General features: G+C 70.7%; 13 protein-coding genes. 8 read left to right on the top strand and 5 right to left on the bottom strand.

Annotated features, from left to right (window positions below):
* The first annotated feature begins 271 nt into the window (after positions 1-271).
* From EPA64_RS11830 to EPA64_RS16340, 4 genes are all read left to right on the top strand, one after another.
* A complete protein-coding gene (locus EPA64_RS11830; RefSeq protein ID WP_134726557.1) occupies positions 272-2,125 on the top strand; it encodes an ABC transporter ATP-binding protein in 1,854 nt (617 codons plus the stop codon).
* Between the two features lie 66 nt (positions 2,126-2,191).
* On the top strand, positions 2,192-3,358 hold the full coding sequence (locus tag EPA64_RS11825) for a M20 aminoacylase family protein (protein ID WP_134726556.1): 1,167 nt from the start codon (positions 2,192-2,194) through the stop codon (positions 3,356-3,358).
* Between the two features lie 538 nt (positions 3,359-3,896).
* Entirely contained in the window at positions 3,897-4,055 is a 159-nt protein-coding gene (locus EPA64_RS16345) for a hypothetical protein (protein WP_167626665.1), read from the top strand.
* Positions 4,056-4,118: 63 nt separating this feature from the next.
* Positions 4,119-4,277, top strand: coding sequence for a hypothetical protein (locus EPA64_RS16340; RefSeq protein WP_167626665.1), 159 nt, complete (start codon positions 4,119-4,121; stop codon positions 4,275-4,277).
* Between the two features lie 279 nt (positions 4,278-4,556).
* Here EPA64_RS16340 and lpdA read toward each other — a convergent pair whose 3' ends face one another.
* The 4 genes from lpdA to queA all read right to left on the bottom strand — a co-directional run bounded on the left by lpdA (position 4,557) and on the right by queA (position 9,059).
* Positions 4,557-5,948: a dihydrolipoyl dehydrogenase gene (gene lpdA / locus EPA64_RS11815; RefSeq protein ID WP_134726555.1), complete on the bottom strand. Its 1,392-nt coding sequence runs from the start codon at positions 5,946-5,948 to the stop codon at positions 4,557-4,559.
* Positions 5,949-5,971: 23 nt separating this feature from the next.
* A complete protein-coding gene (locus EPA64_RS11810) occupies positions 5,972-6,607 on the bottom strand; it encodes a DUF924 family protein (protein WP_246026734.1) in 636 nt (211 codons plus the stop codon).
* 140 nt (positions 6,608-6,747) lie between these two features.
* Positions 6,748-8,004 (bottom strand): MFS transporter, encoded by a 1,257-nt coding sequence (locus tag EPA64_RS11805; protein ID WP_134726554.1) that lies wholly within the window; start codon positions 8,002-8,004, stop codon positions 6,748-6,750.
* Complete coding sequence (queA, locus tag EPA64_RS11800; protein ID WP_134726553.1) at positions 7,998-9,059, bottom strand: tRNA preQ1(34) S-adenosylmethionine ribosyltransferase-isomerase QueA; 1,062 nt, start codon at positions 9,057-9,059, stop codon at positions 7,998-8,000. Before queA ends, EPA64_RS11805 begins: the two co-directional genes overlap by 7 nt.
* Positions 9,060-9,165: 106 nt before the next feature.
* On the opposite strand from queA, the gene EPA64_RS11795 reads away from it, so the two are divergent.
* Positions 9,166-10,389, top strand: coding sequence for a putative DNA modification/repair radical SAM protein (locus EPA64_RS11795; RefSeq protein ID WP_167626667.1), 1,224 nt, complete (start codon positions 9,166-9,168; stop codon positions 10,387-10,389).
* Positions 10,389-11,801: a UdgX family uracil-DNA binding protein gene (locus EPA64_RS11790; protein WP_134726551.1), complete on the top strand. Its 1,413-nt coding sequence runs from the start codon at positions 10,389-10,391 to the stop codon at positions 11,799-11,801. Before EPA64_RS11795 ends, EPA64_RS11790 begins: the two co-directional genes overlap by 1 nt.
* Here the strand turns inward: EPA64_RS11790 and EPA64_RS11785 are convergent.
* Positions 11,798-12,472: an HAD-IA family hydrolase gene (locus tag EPA64_RS11785; protein ID WP_134726550.1), complete on the bottom strand. Its 675-nt coding sequence runs from the start codon at positions 12,470-12,472 to the stop codon at positions 11,798-11,800. The two genes, EPA64_RS11790 and EPA64_RS11785, sit on opposite strands and share 4 nt — an antisense overlap.
* Positions 12,473-12,578: 106 nt before the next feature.
* On the opposite strand from EPA64_RS11785, the gene glmU reads away from it, so the two are divergent.
* Together glmU and glmS are read left to right on the top strand one after the other, a co-directional pair.
* Positions 12,579-13,922 (top strand): bifunctional UDP-N-acetylglucosamine diphosphorylase/glucosamine-1-phosphate N-acetyltransferase GlmU, encoded by a 1,344-nt coding sequence (glmU, locus tag EPA64_RS11780; protein WP_134726549.1) that lies wholly within the window; start codon positions 12,579-12,581, stop codon positions 13,920-13,922.
* 1 nt (position 13,923) lies between these two features.
* A complete protein-coding gene (gene glmS, locus EPA64_RS11775) occupies positions 13,924-15,741 on the top strand; it encodes a glutamine--fructose-6-phosphate transaminase (isomerizing) (RefSeq protein WP_134726548.1) in 1,818 nt (605 codons plus the stop codon).
* Positions 15,742-15,783: the final 42 nt, after the last annotated feature.

Below are 15,783 nucleotides of genomic sequence, written 5' to 3'. Positions count from 1 at the left end.
TGGGGTGGCGCGGTCCCGTCCTTTTGGTGGATGCCCCCTGCAGGATGACCGACAGTTTCAGACCGGCGATGTGCCGATTGCAAGCCCTAAGATGCCGGGCGCGCGCCGCCCCGCCGCGGCCGGGGAAATGCCGTGGCGTCAAACCGCTGCGGGGCGGTCGTGACGGCGCCCGCTGCCCGCGCGGCGGGCTTGCAACCGGGCGCGATCGGTCTAGCCTGCGGGCGCAGACCCGCGCCGCACCCCCGCGGCCGCGAACGTGATGGAGCGTCAGATGCTGGATCAGACCGACCGCCGCGCCGACGCGCCGCTTGTCGCGATCGACGGGCTGAGGGTGACGTTCCAGACCCGCGAAGGGCGGGTCGCGGGCGTCAACGACATCGGCTTTTCCATCCGTCCCGGCGAATGCGTCTGCGTGGTGGGCGAATCCGGGTCGGGCAAGTCGGTCACCTCGCTGTCGCTGATGCGGCTGGTCGAATACGGCGGCGGGCAGATCGACGGCGGCGTGATGCTGTTCGACCGCGGCGACGGCCGCCCGGTCGATCTGGCCCGCCAGACCGACGCCGCGATGCGCGGCGTGCGCGGCAACCAGATCGGGATGATCTTTCAGGAACCGATGACCAGCCTGAACCCGGTCTTCACCGTGGGCGACCAGCTGGCCGAATCGCTGATCGTGCATCGCGGCATGACCAAGGCGCAGGCCCGCGCCCGCGCGCTGGAGTTGTTGCGCGAGGTGCGCATCCCCGAACCCGAACGCCGCCTTGACCAGTATCCGCACGAGCTGTCGGGCGGCATGCGCCAGCGCGTGGTGATCGCGATGGCGATGGCGTGCGAACCGCGGCTGCTGATCTGCGACGAGCCGACGACGGCGCTGGACGTGACGATCCAGGCGGAAATCCTGGCGCTGATCAACCGGCTGAAGCGTGAAAAGAACATGGCGGTGCTGTTCATCACCCACGACATGGCGGTCGTGGCGCAGATGGCCGACCGCGTCGTGGTCATGTTCCGTGGCGACAAGGTCGAGGAAGGCACCGTCACCGAAATCTTTGAAACCCCGCGCAAGGATTACACCAAGGCGCTGCTGGCCGCCGTGCCGCGTCTGGGCGAGATGCGGGGCAAGCCCGCGCCGGAACCCCTGCGGCTGATGCGGGGCGCGGACGGGCAGGCCGAACCGCGCCCGATCATCGTCGAAAACCCCCGGCCGCTGCTGACGGTCCGCGACCTCTGCACCCGCTTTGCCGTCAAGGGCGGGCTGATGCGCCGCACCGTGGCGCAAGTCCACGCGGTCGAGGATGTCAGCTTTACCCTGAACGGCGGCGAGACCCTGTCGCTGGTCGGCGAATCCGGCTGCGGCAAATCGACCTGCGGGCGGTCGATCCTTCGGCTGGTCGATCCGACCTCGGGCAGCGTGCATCTGGGCGGGACCGACGTGCTGGCGCTGTCGCCGCGGGCGCTGCGCCGCGCGCGCGCCGACATGCAGATGATCTTCCAGGATCCCTTCGCCAGCCTCGATCCGCAGATGAAACTGTATGACCAGATCGAGGAGCCGATGCTGAACTATGGCATCGGCACGAAATCCGAACGCCAGGACCGCATCGCCGCGCTGTTCGACCGGGTGGAACTGCCGCGCAGCTTCATGCGGCGCTATCCGCACGAGATGTCGGGCGGCCAGCGCCAGCGCATCGCCATCGCCCGCGCGCTGGCCCTGAACCCCAAGCTGATCATCGCCGACGAGGCGGTCAGCGCGCTGGACGTGTCGGTGCAGGCGCAGGTCTTGAACCTGCTGATGGAGCTGCAGCAGGATCTGGGCATCTCGATGCTGTTCATCAGCCACGACATGGCCGTCGTCGAACGGGTCAGCCACCATGTCGCGGTGATGTATCTGGGCCGGATCGTCGAAATCGGCACCCGCGCGCAGGTGTTCGAGAATCCGCAGCACAGCTATACCCGGCAGCTGATGGCCGCCGTTCCCGTCGCCGACCCGCGCCAGAAGAAGATCACCGAGGATCTGAAGTTCAAGCCGATCCCCTCGCCGATCCATCCGATCGGCTACGCGCCGCCGCGCTCGGTCTATCGGCAGGTCGCGCCCGGACACCGCGTGCTGATCGACCCGGTGACGCACGGCTGACGGGCGCGCGCGGCCACTGGACTTCGCGGCGCGACGGGGCCACGCTGCGCGGGAAGGAGACCTGCGATGCCCGTCAAGAACCGCTTTGCCGAACTGCTGCCCGAGATCACCGCCTGGCGGCGCGAGTTCCACGAGAACCCCGAACTGCTCTATGAGGTGCATCGCACCGCCGGCCGCGTGGCCGGGCTGCTGCGCGAGTTCGGCGTGGACGAGGTGGTCGAGGGCGTCGGCCGCACCGGCGTCGTGGGCGTCATCAGGGGCAAGACCGACACGCGGGGCCGTGTCATCGGCCTGCGCGCCGACATGGACGCGCTGCCGATCACCGAACAGACGGGCGCCGCGCATGCCTCCAGGACGCCCGGCGTCATGCACGCCTGCGGCCACGACGGGCATACCGCCATGCTGCTGGGGGCGGCCAAATACCTGGCCGAGACGCGCAACTTCGACGGCACGGCCATCGTGATCTTCCAGCCCGCCGAAGAGGGCGGCGCCGGCGGGCAGGCGATGGTTCAGGACGGGCTGGTGGACCGCTGGGGCATCCAGGAGTTCTATGGGATGCACAACATGCCCGGCATCCCGACCGGCACCTTCGCCATCCGCGAGGGCGCGATGATGGCCGCCGCCGACCAGTTCCAGATCACCGTGACCGGCAAGGGCGGCCACGCCGCCAAGCCCCATGACTGCATCGACACGGCGCTGGTCGCCGCGCAGATCATCGTGGCGATGCAGTCCGTCGTGTCGCGCAACGTCGATCCGCTGAAAAGCGGCGTGATCTCGATCTGCGTGATCGAGACGGATTCGACCGCGTCGAACGTCATCCCGCATGTGGTCGTGCTGAAAGGCACCTGCCGCAGCCTTGATCCGGCGGTGCGCGACCAGCTGGAACAGGGCGTCACCCGCGTGGCCGAGGGCGTCGCCGCGACGTTCGGCGCGACCGCGCAGGTCGCGTATGAGCGTGGCTATCCCGTCACGGTCAACCACCCCGACGCCACCGTCCACGCCGCCGACGTCGCCCGCGCCATCGCCGGCGACGTGGACATGGAGGTCGCGCCGATGATGGGCGGCGAGGATTTCAGCTATATGCTGAACGAACGTCCCGGCGCCTATATCTTTGTCGGCAACGGCGACACGGCGATGGTCCACCACCCGGCCTATGATTTCGACGACAACGCCATTCCCGCCGGGTCCAGCTGGTATGCCGGCATGGCCGAGGCGCGGATGCCGGCCGCGTAAAGCGTTGTCACGGCAGGCCGCCACGCTGCCGCGCGGGCTGGCGGCGGCGCTGGACGATCTGGGGATCGGCCGCCCCGCCGACCGGCGATTCGCCCCGCCGCCCCAGGTCGCCGCCGCCGCGGCCCAGGGGCTGGCCCTGCGCGCCCGCCACGGCCGCGGCGGGACCGAGGTCGGACTGGCCCGCGCCCGCGGCCTTGCCGACGCCGCGCCGCTGAGCGCGGCCGAGATGCGGGTCATGGCGGGCTGGTTCGCNGAGGTCGGACTGGCCCGCGCCCGCGGCCTTGCCGACGCCGCGCCGCTGAGCGCGGCCGAGATGCGGGTCATGGCGGGCTGGTTCGCCCGCTTTGGCGCGCAGCGGCGCGGGGCGCGCTGGGGCGATGCGGCCGACCCCTCGACCGGCTATATCGCGTGGATGCTGTGGGGCGGCGACGCCGCCCGCGCCTGGGTCGAGGCGCATCGCGCCGAGTGGTCCTGACCCGCCGGCCGTTCGGGCGGCCCGGAATGTCCTGCGGGGCAACGACCCCTTTCCGGCTTGCAAGTGGATCGCCCGGACGTTGGCGTCCGCTTTGGCGCGCAGCGGCGCGGGGCGCGCTGGGGCGATGCGGCCGACCCCTCAACCGGCTATATCGCGTGGATGCTGTGGGGCGGCGACGCCGCCCGCGCCTGGGTCGAGGCGCATCGCGCCGAGTGGTCCTGACCCGCCGGCCGTTCGGGCGGCCCGGAATGTCCTGCGGGGCAACGACCCCTTTCCGGCTTGCAAGTGGATCGCCCGGACGTTGGCGTCCGCTTTGGCGCGCAGCGGCGCGGGGCGCGCTGGGGCGATGCGGCCGACCCCTCAACCGGCTATATCGCGTGGATGCTGTGGGGCGGCGACGCCGCCCGCGCCTGGGTCGAGGCGCATCGCGCCGAGTGGTCCTGACCCGCCGGCCGTTCGGGCGGCCCGGAATGTCCTGCGGGGCAACGACCCCTTTCCGGCTTGCAAGTGGATCGCCCGGACGTTGGCGTCCGCTTTGGCGCGCAGCGGCGCGGGGCGCGCTGGGGCGATGCGGCCGACCCCTCAACCGGCTATATCGCGTGGATGCTGTGGGGCGGCGACGCTGCCCGCGCCTGGGGTCGAGGTGTATCGCCCCGAGTGGACCTGACCCGCCGGCAGGTCGCCCCGCCCCGAATGTCCTGCGGGCAACGACCCCTTTCCGGCTTAGAAATGGATGGCGCGGCCGTAGGCGTCCAGAACCGATTCGTGCATCATCTCGGACAGCGTCGGATGCGGGAAGACCGTCTCCATCAGCTCGGATTCCGTCGTTTCCAGCGTCCGGCCGACGACATAGCCCTGGATCAGTTCCGTCACCTCGGCCCCGACCATATGCGCGCCCAGCAGCTCGCCCGTCCTGGCGTCGAACACGGTCTTGACCATGCCGTCGGGTTCCCCCAGCGCGATGGCCTTGCCGTTCCCGATGAATGGGAAGCGGCCGACGCGAACCTCGTGCCCGGCCTCTTTCGCGCGGGCCTCGGTCAGGCCGACGCTGGCGATCTGCGGCTGGCAATAGGTGCAGCCGGGGATCGAGTTCGGCTTGATCGGGTGCGGATGCCCGCCCGCGACCAGTTCGGCGACCATGACGCCCTCGTGGCTGGCCTTGTGGGCAAGCCAGGGCGCGCCCGCCACGTCGCCGATGGCATAAAGCCCGTCCACGCCGGTGCGGCAGTATTCATCCGTCACGACATGGGTGCGGTCGATCTTCACCCCCAGTTCCTCAAGCCCCAGCCCCTCGACGTTGCCGACGATGCCCACGGCGGAAATCACCGTGTCAAAGTCGTGCGTCGCGGTCTTGCCGTCCGCCTCGATATGGGCGGTGACCTTGCCTTTCGCGCGGTCCAGCTTTTTGACCGTGGATTTCTCCATGATCTTCATGCCCTGCTTGACGAACTGCTTTTTCGCCAGCGCGCTGATCTCGGCGTCCTCGACCGGCAGGACGCGGTCCATGACCTCGACCACGGTCGTCTCGGCGCCCAGCGTGTTGAAGAATGACGCGAACTCGATCCCGATGGCGCCCGACCCGATCACCAGCAGCTTTTTCGGCATCCGCGGCGGGACCAGCGCGTGGCGATAGCTCCAGACCAGGTCGCCGTCCGCCTCAAGCCCCGGCAGTTCGCGCGCGCGCGCCCCGGTCGCCAGCACGACGGTCTTGCCGGTGATGTCCTCGGACCCCTTGTCGGTCTTGACGGTCAGCTTGCGCGGGCCGGTCAGCCGCGCCTCGCCCATGATGACGGTGACCTTGTTTTTCTTCAGCAGGTGGCCGACGCCGCCGGCAAGCTGCTTGGCGACCTTGCGCGACCGCTGGACAACGGCGTCCAGGTCATAGCCGATGCCGTCGGCCTTCAGCCCGAACTCCTTGGCGCGTTCCATCAGGTGGAACACCTCGGCCGACCGCAGCAGCGCCTTGGTCGGGATGCAGCCCCAGTTCAGGCAGATGCCGCCCAGGTTCTCGCGTTCGATGCAGGCGACCTTCAGGCCCAGTTGCGCCGCGCGGATCGCGCAGACATAGCCGCCCGGGCCGCTGCCGATCACCACAAGGTCGAATTCCTGCGCCATGACCGTTCCTTCGCGATGCTGTTTCATCCAAGTCTTGGCACGGCTTGCGCAAGGTCGGCAAGCGACAGCTTGCCCGACACCAGCGCGCCATAGCCGCCCGCGTCCATGACCGCCTGTTCCGCCGGCGTGGAGGCGCGCCCCAGCGCCGCGTTGCGCCACGGAAAACGGCCGAACGCCGCGATGGTGTCGCGGTGCAGTTCGGCGTGGCGCAGGTTCTCGCCCGGCATGCGTTCGGCGAACAGTTCGACCGCGCGGTGCTGGTGGGCCAGATCCTCGCTGTGTTCGAACGGCAGGTAAAAGAACTGGCGCTGCGGCTCGGGCGTCGCCAGATCGTGGCCCGCGTCGATGGCGGCTTGCGCCAGCCGCAGCGCCAGCGGGTCGGTGGCGAAGGCCCGCGGGTCATCGCCGCGGAACATGTTGCGCGGGAACTGGTCGGTCAGGATCAGCGCCGCCAGCGCGCCTTCTGCCGTGGCGGCCCATCGCGGCGCCAGCGTCGCGGCGTCGTCCCACGCGGCGCGGAACCTGCGGGTGGTGGCGGCGTCCACGGCGTCGTCGCGGACATACCAGCCCTTGGGGCCGACCTCGGTCAGCCAGAAGGTCAGGATCTGGTCGGGGGTCATCTCGGCCGGGTGGCGCGGGGTGGGATCGTTCGGGGACATGGCGCGGCCTTTCGTTGCGACAGGTCCAGTCTTGGCCATCGCACGCCGGGGCGCCATAGGGGGCGGGCGCCAGATGGCCCGACGCCGCACGGGCGGAGCGCCAGCCGGGTGTGGCGCCAGAGCGCCGGCGCGCCCCGTCCTCAGGCCGCCGTCTGCACCGGCTCGACCGTGTTGTCGGCGTCGGCCATCACCACCTCGACCGCCACGGGCGAGGCGGCGGGCGACAGCACCGCAAAGCTGCCCTGCGCCTCGACCGCGGGGGCGGCGCGCTGGGTCATGCGCCAGCCCGCATAGGCCGCCAGCGCCGCCAGCAGGACGCCGTTATAGGCCCAGAAGCCGCTGTTGCCCATGACCCCCATCAGCCAGGCGGTCACGAAAGGCCCCGCCACCGAACCGAAACCGTTGACGAACAGCAACCCCGCCGACGCGCCCGCCATCTCGGACGGGGGCAGGAAGTCGTTGGTATAGGCGATCAGCAGCGCATAGACCGGGTTGGCCACCCCCCCGACCAGCGCCGCGGCCACCAGCAGCCCCCAGATGCCGGGGTCCAGCACGATGACCGCGATCACGACCAGCGTGCCGAACACCGCCAGCGCCGTGATCACGACACGGCGGTCCATCCGGTCGCTGAGCCAGCCGACCGGATATTGGATCGCCATCCCCCCGATGAAGATCGCGGCGACAAAAGCCGACACCTCGCGCACCGACAGCCCCGCCGCCGACCCCCAGACGGGGGCCATGCCATAGACGCCCGCGAAGACGCCGCCGATCAGGAAGATGCCCACGCAGCCCAGCGGCGACACCCGAAACAGCCGCGCCACCGACATGGGCCGCAGCGATTCGAACTGCGGCGCGGGTTGCGGCGACAAAAGGATCGGCGTGAACGCGACCGACACCAGCACCGACGGCACGATGAACAGCAGGAACCCCGCCGGGTCGCCAAGGTTCAGCAGCGCCTGCCCGCTGACCAGCCCCAGCATCTGCACGATCATATAGGCTGACATGGCCCGGCCGCGGGTTTCGTTGTCGGCCGATGCGTTCATCCAGCTTTCCGCAGTGATATAGACCCCCGCGAAGGAAAACCCGATCACCAGCCGCAGCACCGCCCACGCCTGCCAATAGGGCAGCGCGGCATACAGGATCACCACCGCCGAGATCAGCGACCCCAGCGCCGCGAACACCCGCACGTGGCCCACGCGCTGGATCATGCCCGGCACCGCCATGCTGCCCAGCAGAAAGCCGCCGAAATACCCCGCCATGACCCAGGCCATCGCCCCGGTGGATATCCCCTCGATCCCGCCGCGCACCCCCAGCAGCGTGCCCTGCATGCCGTTGCCGACCATCAGCAGCATGACCCCCAGCAGCAGCGGCCAGGTCTGGCGGACGACGGTCAGCATGGCGCCCCCTCGGGTATCAGCAGCGACGCATCGCCATAGCTGAAGAACCTGTAGTTTTCGTGAACGGCGTGGTCATAGATGCGGCGGATGCGGTCGGACCCCATCAGCGCCGACACCAGCATCAGCAGCGTCGATTTCGGCAGGTGAAAGTTGGTCATCAGCGCGTCCGTGGCGCGAAACCGGTGGCCCGGACGGATGAAGATGTCGGTCGCCCCGTCGAACGGCCGGACCCGGCCGGCCTCATCCGCCGCCGACTCGATCAGCCGCAGCGCGGTGGTGCCGACCGGAATGATGCGCCCGCCGGCTGCGCGCGCGGCGTTGATCGCGGCGGCGGCCTGCGCCGTGACGATGCCGCGTTCGGCGTGCATCCGGTGATGGCTGACGTCGTCGGTCTTGACCGGCAGGAACGTCCCCGCGCCCACATGCAGCGTCACATGCGCGCTGAGCACGCCCCGGTCGCGCAGGCGGTCCAGCAGGGGCGCGTCGAAATGCAGGCTGGCGGTGGGCGCCGCGACCGCGCCCGCATGGCGCGCCCAGACGGCCTGGTAATCGTCGCGGTCCTGTTCGTCGGGCGCCCGCAGCGCCGCGATATAGGGGGGCAGCGGCATCGCCCCCACCTGCGCCAGCGCGGCGTCGAAATCGGCGCCCTGCGCGTCGAATGCCAGCGTCAGCTCGCCGTCCGCGATGGCGGTCACGGTCGCCGACAGATGGTCGCCAAAGCGGATCACCTCGGCTACGCGCAGCTTGCGCAGGGGCTTGGCCAGCGCGCGCCAGCCGTCGGGGGCGGGTTCCAGCAGCGTGACCTCGATCCCCGCGACGGCGTCGCCCTGCGCGGTCGTGCGGGTGCGGGTGCCGGTCAACCGCGCCGGGATGACGCGGGTGTCGTTCAGCACCAGCATGTCGCCCGGCCGCAGGAACGCCGGCAGGTCCGCGACAGTGGCGTCGGTGATCGCGTCACCCTGCGCGACCAGCAGCCGGGCGGCGCTGCGCGGGCGCGCGGGCCGGGTCGCGATCAGCCGCTGGGGCAGGGGAAAGTCGAAATCGGACAGGCGCATGGATGGCTTGTCTGCCCGGCGGCGGGCAGGGTCAAGCGCGGCCCGATCACGGTGCCGGCAGGGTTGCCGAACAATGCGGGAACACTATATTGCGGGGATGAGCCAGATGACCCTGTCCCGCAAGCTTGCGATCCTGTCGGACGCCGCCAAATACGACGCCTCGTGCGCGTCCAGCGGGACCGAACGGCGCGACGCGCGCAAGGGCGGGCTGGGGTCCACCGAGGGCGCGGGGATATGCCACGCCTATACGCCGGACGGGCGCTGCGTCAGCCTGCTGAAGATCCTGATGACGAACTTCTGCATCTTCGACTGCGCCTATTGCGTCAACCGGGTCAGTTCCAACGTCGAACGCGCGCGGTTCACGGTGGACGAGGTCGTCACCCTGACGCTGGAGTTCTATCGCCGCAACTATATCGAGGGGCTGTTTTTGTCGTCGGGCATCATCCGGTCGCCCGACGCCACGATGGCCGACATGGTGCGGATCGCTCGCACGCTGCGGGTGGACCACGGGTTCAAGGGCTATATTCACCTCAAGACCATCCCCGACGCCTCGCCCGAGCTGCTGGACGAGGCGGGGCTTTACGCCGACCGCCTGTCGATCAACATCGAGCTGCCGCAGGATACCAGCATCCGCGAACTCGCCCCCGAAAAGCGCCCCGAGACGATCCGCCAGGCGATGGGCCGCGTCCACCTGACGCGCGAGGCCAGCCGCGATCGCAGCCACACCGGCAAGCGCCCGGCCAGCTTTGCGCCCGCCGGCCAGTCCACGCAGATGATCGTGGGCGCCGACCGGGCCAACGACGCGGCCATCCTGTCCACGGCGTCGCGGCTTTATACCGGATACGGGCTGAAGCGGGTCTATTACTCGGCGTTCTCGCCCATTCCCGACGCCTCGGCTGCGCTGCCGCTGGTCAAGCCGCCCCTGATGCGTGAACACCGGCTGTATCAGGCCGACTGGCTGATGCGGTTCTATGGGTTTTCGGTGGACGAGATCGCGGGCGTGACGCCCGGCGGCGACCTGGACCTTGCCATCGACCCCAAGCTGGCCTGGGCGCTGGCCAACCGCGCCGATTTCCCGCTGGACGTGAACCGCGCCCCGCGCGAGGCGCTGCTGCGCGTGCCGGGATTTGGGACGAAGACCGTCGCGCGCATCCTGTCGGCGCGCCGCCACGGCGCGCTGCGCTATGACGATCTGGCGCGGATGGGGGCGAGCATGAAAAAGGCCCGCGCCTTCGTCCGCCTGCCCGGATGGACGCCCGGCGCGCTGACCGACAGCGCCGATCTGCGGGCGCGGTTCGCGCCGCCGCCCGAACAGCTGCAGCTGATCTGATGCAGGTCGTGGCGCTGCCCGCGACCGGCTGGCGCGAGGCATGGCGCGACGCCGCCCGCCGGCTGGCCGCCGCGCGCGTGCGCCCGCAGGACGTGACGTGGCAGACGGGCGAGGGGCTGTTCGCCCCCGACCCGCTGCCCCCCGCAGGGCCCGTGACGGTGCCGCGCGCCTTTGTCGATCTGGCCGACGCGGTGCTGTGCCACCGCGACCCGGAACGCTTTGCGCTGCTTTACACGGCATTGTGGCGGCTGTCGGGCGAACGCGGGCTGCTGGCGAACCCCGCCGATCCGCTGGTCGCGCGGCTTGAGGCGCTGGCGAAATCCGTGCGGCGCGACAGCCACAAGATGCGCGCGTTCGTCCGCTTTCGGGAACTGCCCGGCGACGGCCCGCGCCGCCGCTTTGCCGCGTGGTTCGAACCCGACCACCTGATCCTTGCCCGCAACGCGCCGTTCTTTGCCCGCCGGTTCGCCGACATGGACTGGACGATCCTGACCCCGGACGAGCGCGCCGATTTCCGGGACGGCGTGCTGACGCACGGCCCCGGCGCGCCCCGCCCCGACCTGCCCCCCGACGCGTCCGAGGCGCTGTGGGCCACCTATTTCACCAACATCTTCAACCCCGCGCGGATCAAGCTGGCCGCGATGCGGTCGGAAATGCCGCGCAAATACTGGAAGAACCTGCCCGAGGCGCGGGAAATCCCCGCCATGCTGGCCGATGCCGAACGCCGGGTCGCCGTCATGCGTTCGGCGCAGGCGACCGCCGCACCCGCGCGCGCCGCCGCGATCAGCGAAAGGTATCGTGCCGCCATGCCGAAGGCCCCCGACCGCATCGACAGCCTGGACGACGCCTGCCGCGCGGCGGCGCATTGCACGCGCTGCGACCTTTACTGCCACGCCACGCAGACCGTCTGGGGCGAGGGGCCGGCCGACGCCGCGCTGATGATCGTGGGCGAGCAGCCCGGTGATCACGAGGATCTGGCGGGCCGCCCCTTCGTCGGTCCAGCGGGGGGCGTGCTGGACGAGGCGATGGCGGCCGCCGGGATGGCCCGCGACCGGGTCTGGCTGACCAACGCCGTCAAGCATTTCAAGTTCACGCCGCGCGGCAAGCGGCGGCTGCACCAGACCCCCGACCGGGCCGAAACCGACGCCTGCCGCTGGTGGCTGGATCTGGAACGCCGCTTTATCCAGCCGCGGCTGGTCATGGCGCTGGGGGGCACCGCCGCCTATGCGCTGACCGGCGACAAGACCGGCCTCGGCCGCCGCCGCGGCCGGGTCGAGGAGACCGCTACCGGGCCGGTGATGCTCAGCTGGCACCCGTCCTATATCCTGCGCCTGCCCGACAAGGGCGCCGCTGCCGAGGCGCGGGCGCAGCTGACCGAGGATCTGGCGCAGGCCGCGCGGCTGGTGGCCTAGGCCAGCCAGTCCCGCGCCAAGGCGGGCAGGGCGGAAAAACCGTCCAGGATCGCGTCGGGCTGCAGGCGCGCGATGCGCCCCCCCTCGGGGCCGAACCCGACCAGCGCCACGCGCACCCCGGCGGCGCGCGCGGTTTTCACGTCGGTCTCGGTGTCGCCCACCAGGAACGACCGCGCCACGCTGCCGCCGGCGCGTTCCACCGCGGCGCGATAGGGCGCGGGATCGGGCTTGCGCTGCGGCAGGCTGTCGGCGCCCACCATCGCCGCGAAATGGTCGCGCACGCCCAGCGCGGCCAGCAGCTTTTCGGCCAGCGCGGCGGGCTTGTTGGTGCAGATCGCCAGCCGCAACCCGGCGGCGGCCATCGCCTCCAGCGCGTTTTCGGCGTCGTCGTAAAGCCGGGTGTGGGTCGCGATCGCGTCGTCATAGAACGACAGCAGCCGGGGAAAATCGACCTCTTCGGCGTCGGGCGGCAGCAGGGCGTCGGCGGGAATGCGGCCGTATCCCGCCCGCAGCATCGCGCGCCCGCCGTGAAAGGCGATGGCCGCATCGGCCCGCGGGTCCAGCAGGCACCCCAGCCCGCGCGATTCAAAGCAGGCGTTCGCCGCCGCGATCAGGTCGGCGGCGGTGTCGGCCAGCGTGCCATCCAGATCCAGGACCACCGTTCCCGTCATCGCCGTAACCTTTCGTCAAACACTGTGACCGGCCGGGGCCTTTCGCCCCGTCCCGCGCGTCGATAGAACGCCGCGAAAGATTAGGGAACACCACGAAGGGGCGGTGATGACGGAATCCTCGGTCGCGTTGATCGTTCTGGCGGCCGGGCAGGGCAGCCGGATGCAGTCCGACCTGCCCAAGGTTCTGCACCGGCTGGCGGGCGTGCCGCTGGTCGGCCACGCACTGGCCGCCGGCCGGACGCTGGACCCCGCGCAGGTCGTCGTCGTCGCGGGCCACGGGGCCGAGGCTGTCGCGCGCGCGGTGGTGCGGCTGGACCCCGACGCCCGGGTCGCGCTGCAGCCCGAGCAGCTGGGCACCGGCCACGCGGTCGCGCAGGCGCTGCCGCTGCTGGACGGGTTCGACGGGCGCGTGGTCGTGCTTTACGGCGACACGCCGTTCATCGGGGCGGATACGCTTGCGGCGCTGGCCGCGCATCCCGCGGATGTCGTCGTGCTGGGCTTCGAGGCCGCCGACCCCGGCCGCTATGGCCGGCTGGTGGTCAAGGGCGAGAGCCTGGACGGCATCGTCGAATACAAGGACGCCGACGAGGCCACGCGCCGCATCGCGCTGTGCAATTCCGGCGTCATGGCCGCCGACGCGGGCCTGCTGCGCGATCTGGTCGCGCGGCTGGGTAACGACAACGCGGCGGGGGAATATTACCTGACCGACGTGGTGCGCCTTGCCCGCGCCGACGGCCGCAGCGCCGCCGTCGTCACCTGCGACGAATCCGAAACGCTGGGCATCAACACCCGCGCCGAGCTTGCCGCGGCCGAGGCCGCGTTCCAGTCCCGCGCCCGCGCCGCCGCGACCGACGCTGGCGTCACGCTGGCCGACCCCGCGACCGTCTGGTTCGCGCAGGACACGGTGATCGGCCGCGACGCGGTGATCGGGCAGAACGTCGTCTTCGGTCCCGGCGTCACGGTCGAAAGCGGGGCCGAGATCCTGCCCTTTTGCCATCTTGAGGGCTGCCACGTCAGCGGGGGCGCGACGGTCGGCCCGTTCGCGCGCCTGCGGCCGGGCGCCGAACTGGGCGGCGACGTGCATGTCGGCAACTTTGTCGAGATCAAGAACAGCGTGCTGGCCGAGGGCGCCAAGGTCGGCCACCTGACCTATCTGGGCGACGCCACGGTGGGTGAGCGCACCAACATCGGCGCGGGGACCGTCACCTGCAACTATGACGGCGTGGGCAAGCACCGCACGACCATCGGCGCGGACGCCTTCATCGGGTCGGACACCATGCTGGTCGCGCCGGTGCGGGTGGGCGCGCGGGCCATGACCGGGTCGGGGTCGGTCATCACCGCCGACGTGCCCGACGAGGCGCTGGCGCTGGGCCGGGCGCGGCAGGTCACGAAACCGGGCCTTGCCGCCCGCATGATGCAGGCGCTGCGCGCCGCCAGGGGGAAAAGCTGAGATGTGCGGGATCATCGGAATCCTTGGCCGCAACCAGGTCGGCCCGCAGCTGGTCGAGGCGCTGAAGCGGCTGGAATACCGCGGCTATGACAGCGCGGGCATCGCCACCGTGGACGGGGACGGGCGGCTGGCCCGCCGCCGCGCCGTGGGCAAGCTGATGAACCTGTCCGACGTTCTGGTCCACGACCCGCTGGAAGGCCAGGCCGGGATCGGACACACCCGCTGGGCCACCCACGGCGCCGCGACCGAGGCGAACGCCCACCCCCACCGCCACGAGGGCGTGGCCGTCGTCCACAACGGCATCATCGAGAACTTTCGCGAATTGCGCGCCGAGCTGGCTGCGCAGGGCATCGTCGCGCAGACCGAGACCGACACCGAGACCGTGGCCCTGCTGACCGGGCACCACATGGCGCAGGGCATGGCGCCGCTGGACGCCGTGCGCGCCACGCTGTCGCGGCTGCACGGGGCCTTTGCGCTGGCCTTCCTGTTCGAGGAGCAGGGCGACCTGATGATCGGCGCGCGCAAGGGCAGCCCCTTGGCTGTGGGCCACGGCGACGGCGAGATGTTCCTGGGATCCGACGCCATCGCGCTGGCGCCGTTCACCGACCGCATCACCTATCTGGAAGACGGAGACCATGTCGTGCTGACCCGCGCGGGCGCGACGATCCACGACGCCGCCGGACGGCTGGCCAACCGCGACACGGCCCGCATCGACGTGGGCGCGACCGCCATCGACAAGGGCGGCTATCGCCACTTCATGGCGAAAGAGATCGCCCAGCAGCCCGCCGTGATGGGCGACGCGCTGAACCACTATATCAAGGGCGACCGGATCGTGCTGCCCGAGGGGCTGGATTTCGCGGACGTGGACCGGCTGACGCTGGTCGGCTGCGGCACCGCCTATCTGGCCGCGCATGTCGCGCGCTATTGGTTCGAAAGCCTTGCGGGCCTGCCCTGCGACCTGGATGTCGCGTCCGAGTTCCGTTACCGCGAGCCGCCGCTGTCGCCGCAAAGCTGGGCGATCTTTGTCAGCCAGTCGGGCGAGACGGCCGACACGCTGGCCGCGCTGCACTATGCGCAGGGCAAGGTCGCCCGCACCATCGGGGTGGTCAACGTCGGCACCTCGGCCATCGCGCGCGAGGCGGACATCGCCCTGCCGACGCTGGCGGGGATCGAGGTCTGCGTGGCGTCGTCCAAGGCGTTCACCTGCCAGCTTGCGGTGCTGGCGGTTCTGGCGATCAAGGCCGCCGCCGACCGCGGACGGCTGGACGCGGGTGCGCTGGCGGCGCATCTGGCCGACCTGAACGCGATCCCCGGCCTGCTGAACCAGGCGCTGGCGGTGGCCGACGACTGCCGCGAGCTGGCGGGCTGGCTGGCCGAGGCGCAGGACGTGCTGTTCCTGGGCCGCGGGCCGCTGTATCCGGTGGCGCTGGAAGGCGCGCTGAAGCTGAAGGAGCTGAGCTATATCCACGCCGAGGGCTATGCCTCGGGCGAGCTGAAGCACGGCCCCATCGCGCTGATCGACCGCAACGTGCCGGTGGTCGTGCTGGCGCCCCGCGACGCGCTGTTCGACAAGACCGTCAGCAACATGCAGGAAGTCATGGCCCGCCACGGGCAGGTGCTGCTGATTTCCGACAGCGAGGGGCTGGCGGCGGCGTCCGACGGCACCCGCGCGACGATCACGATGCCGTCGGGCGGCGGCCTGTTCGAGCCGATCCTGTATGCCGTGCCGGTGCAATACCTCGCCTATTACACGGCGGTCGCCAAGGGCACCGACGTGGACCAGCCGCGCAACCTGGCGAAATCGGTGACGGTGGAATAGGCGGCGGTCCTTTGCGCGTATCGGCGCGGGGTGCCGGATGAC

It is taken from the genome of Paracoccus luteus (assembly GCF_004522155.1).
In the GTDB taxonomy this organism is placed as follows: Bacteria; Pseudomonadota; Alphaproteobacteria; order Rhodobacterales; family Rhodobacteraceae; genus Paracoccus; species Paracoccus luteus.
The sequence above is the reverse complement of the archived record's forward strand: the minus strand, read 5'-3'. Positions and strand labels throughout refer to the sequence as shown.

Bases quoted from the DNA above. Each gene is read 5' to 3' on its own strand.
- glmU (WP_134726549.1), top strand. From the start codon at position 12,579: ATGACGGAATCCTCGGTCGCGTTGATCGTTCTGGCGGCCGGGCAGGGC.
- EPA64_RS11825 (WP_134726556.1), top strand. From the start codon at position 2,192: ATGCCCGTCAAGAACCGCTTTGCCGAACTGCTGCCCGAGATCACCGCC.
- EPA64_RS11790 (WP_134726551.1), top strand. From the start codon at position 10,389: ATGCAGGTCGTGGCGCTGCCCGCGACCGGCTGGCGCGAGGCATGGCGC.
- EPA64_RS11795 (WP_167626667.1), top strand. From the start codon at position 9,166: ATGACCCTGTCCCGCAAGCTTGCGATCCTGTCGGACGCCGCCAAATAC.
- EPA64_RS11810 (WP_246026734.1), bottom strand. From the start codon at position 6,607: ATGTCCCCGAACGATCCCACCCCGCGCCACCCGGCCGAGATGACCCCC.
- queA (WP_134726553.1), bottom strand. From the start codon at position 9,059: ATGCGCCTGTCCGATTTCGACTTTCCCCTGCCCCAGCGGCTGATCGCG.
- glmS (WP_134726548.1), top strand. From the start codon at position 13,924: ATGTGCGGGATCATCGGAATCCTTGGCCGCAACCAGGTCGGCCCGCAG.
- lpdA (WP_134726555.1), bottom strand. From the start codon at position 5,948: ATGGCGCAGGAATTCGACCTTGTGGTGATCGGCAGCGGCCCGGGCGGC.
- EPA64_RS11830 (WP_134726557.1), top strand. From the start codon at position 272: ATGCTGGATCAGACCGACCGCCGCGCCGACGCGCCGCTTGTCGCGATC.
- EPA64_RS11805 (WP_134726554.1), bottom strand. From the start codon at position 8,004: ATGCTGACCGTCGTCCGCCAGACCTGGCCGCTGCTGCTGGGGGTCATG.
- EPA64_RS11785 (WP_134726550.1), bottom strand. From the start codon at position 12,472: ATGACGGGAACGGTGGTCCTGGATCTGGATGGCACGCTGGCCGACACC.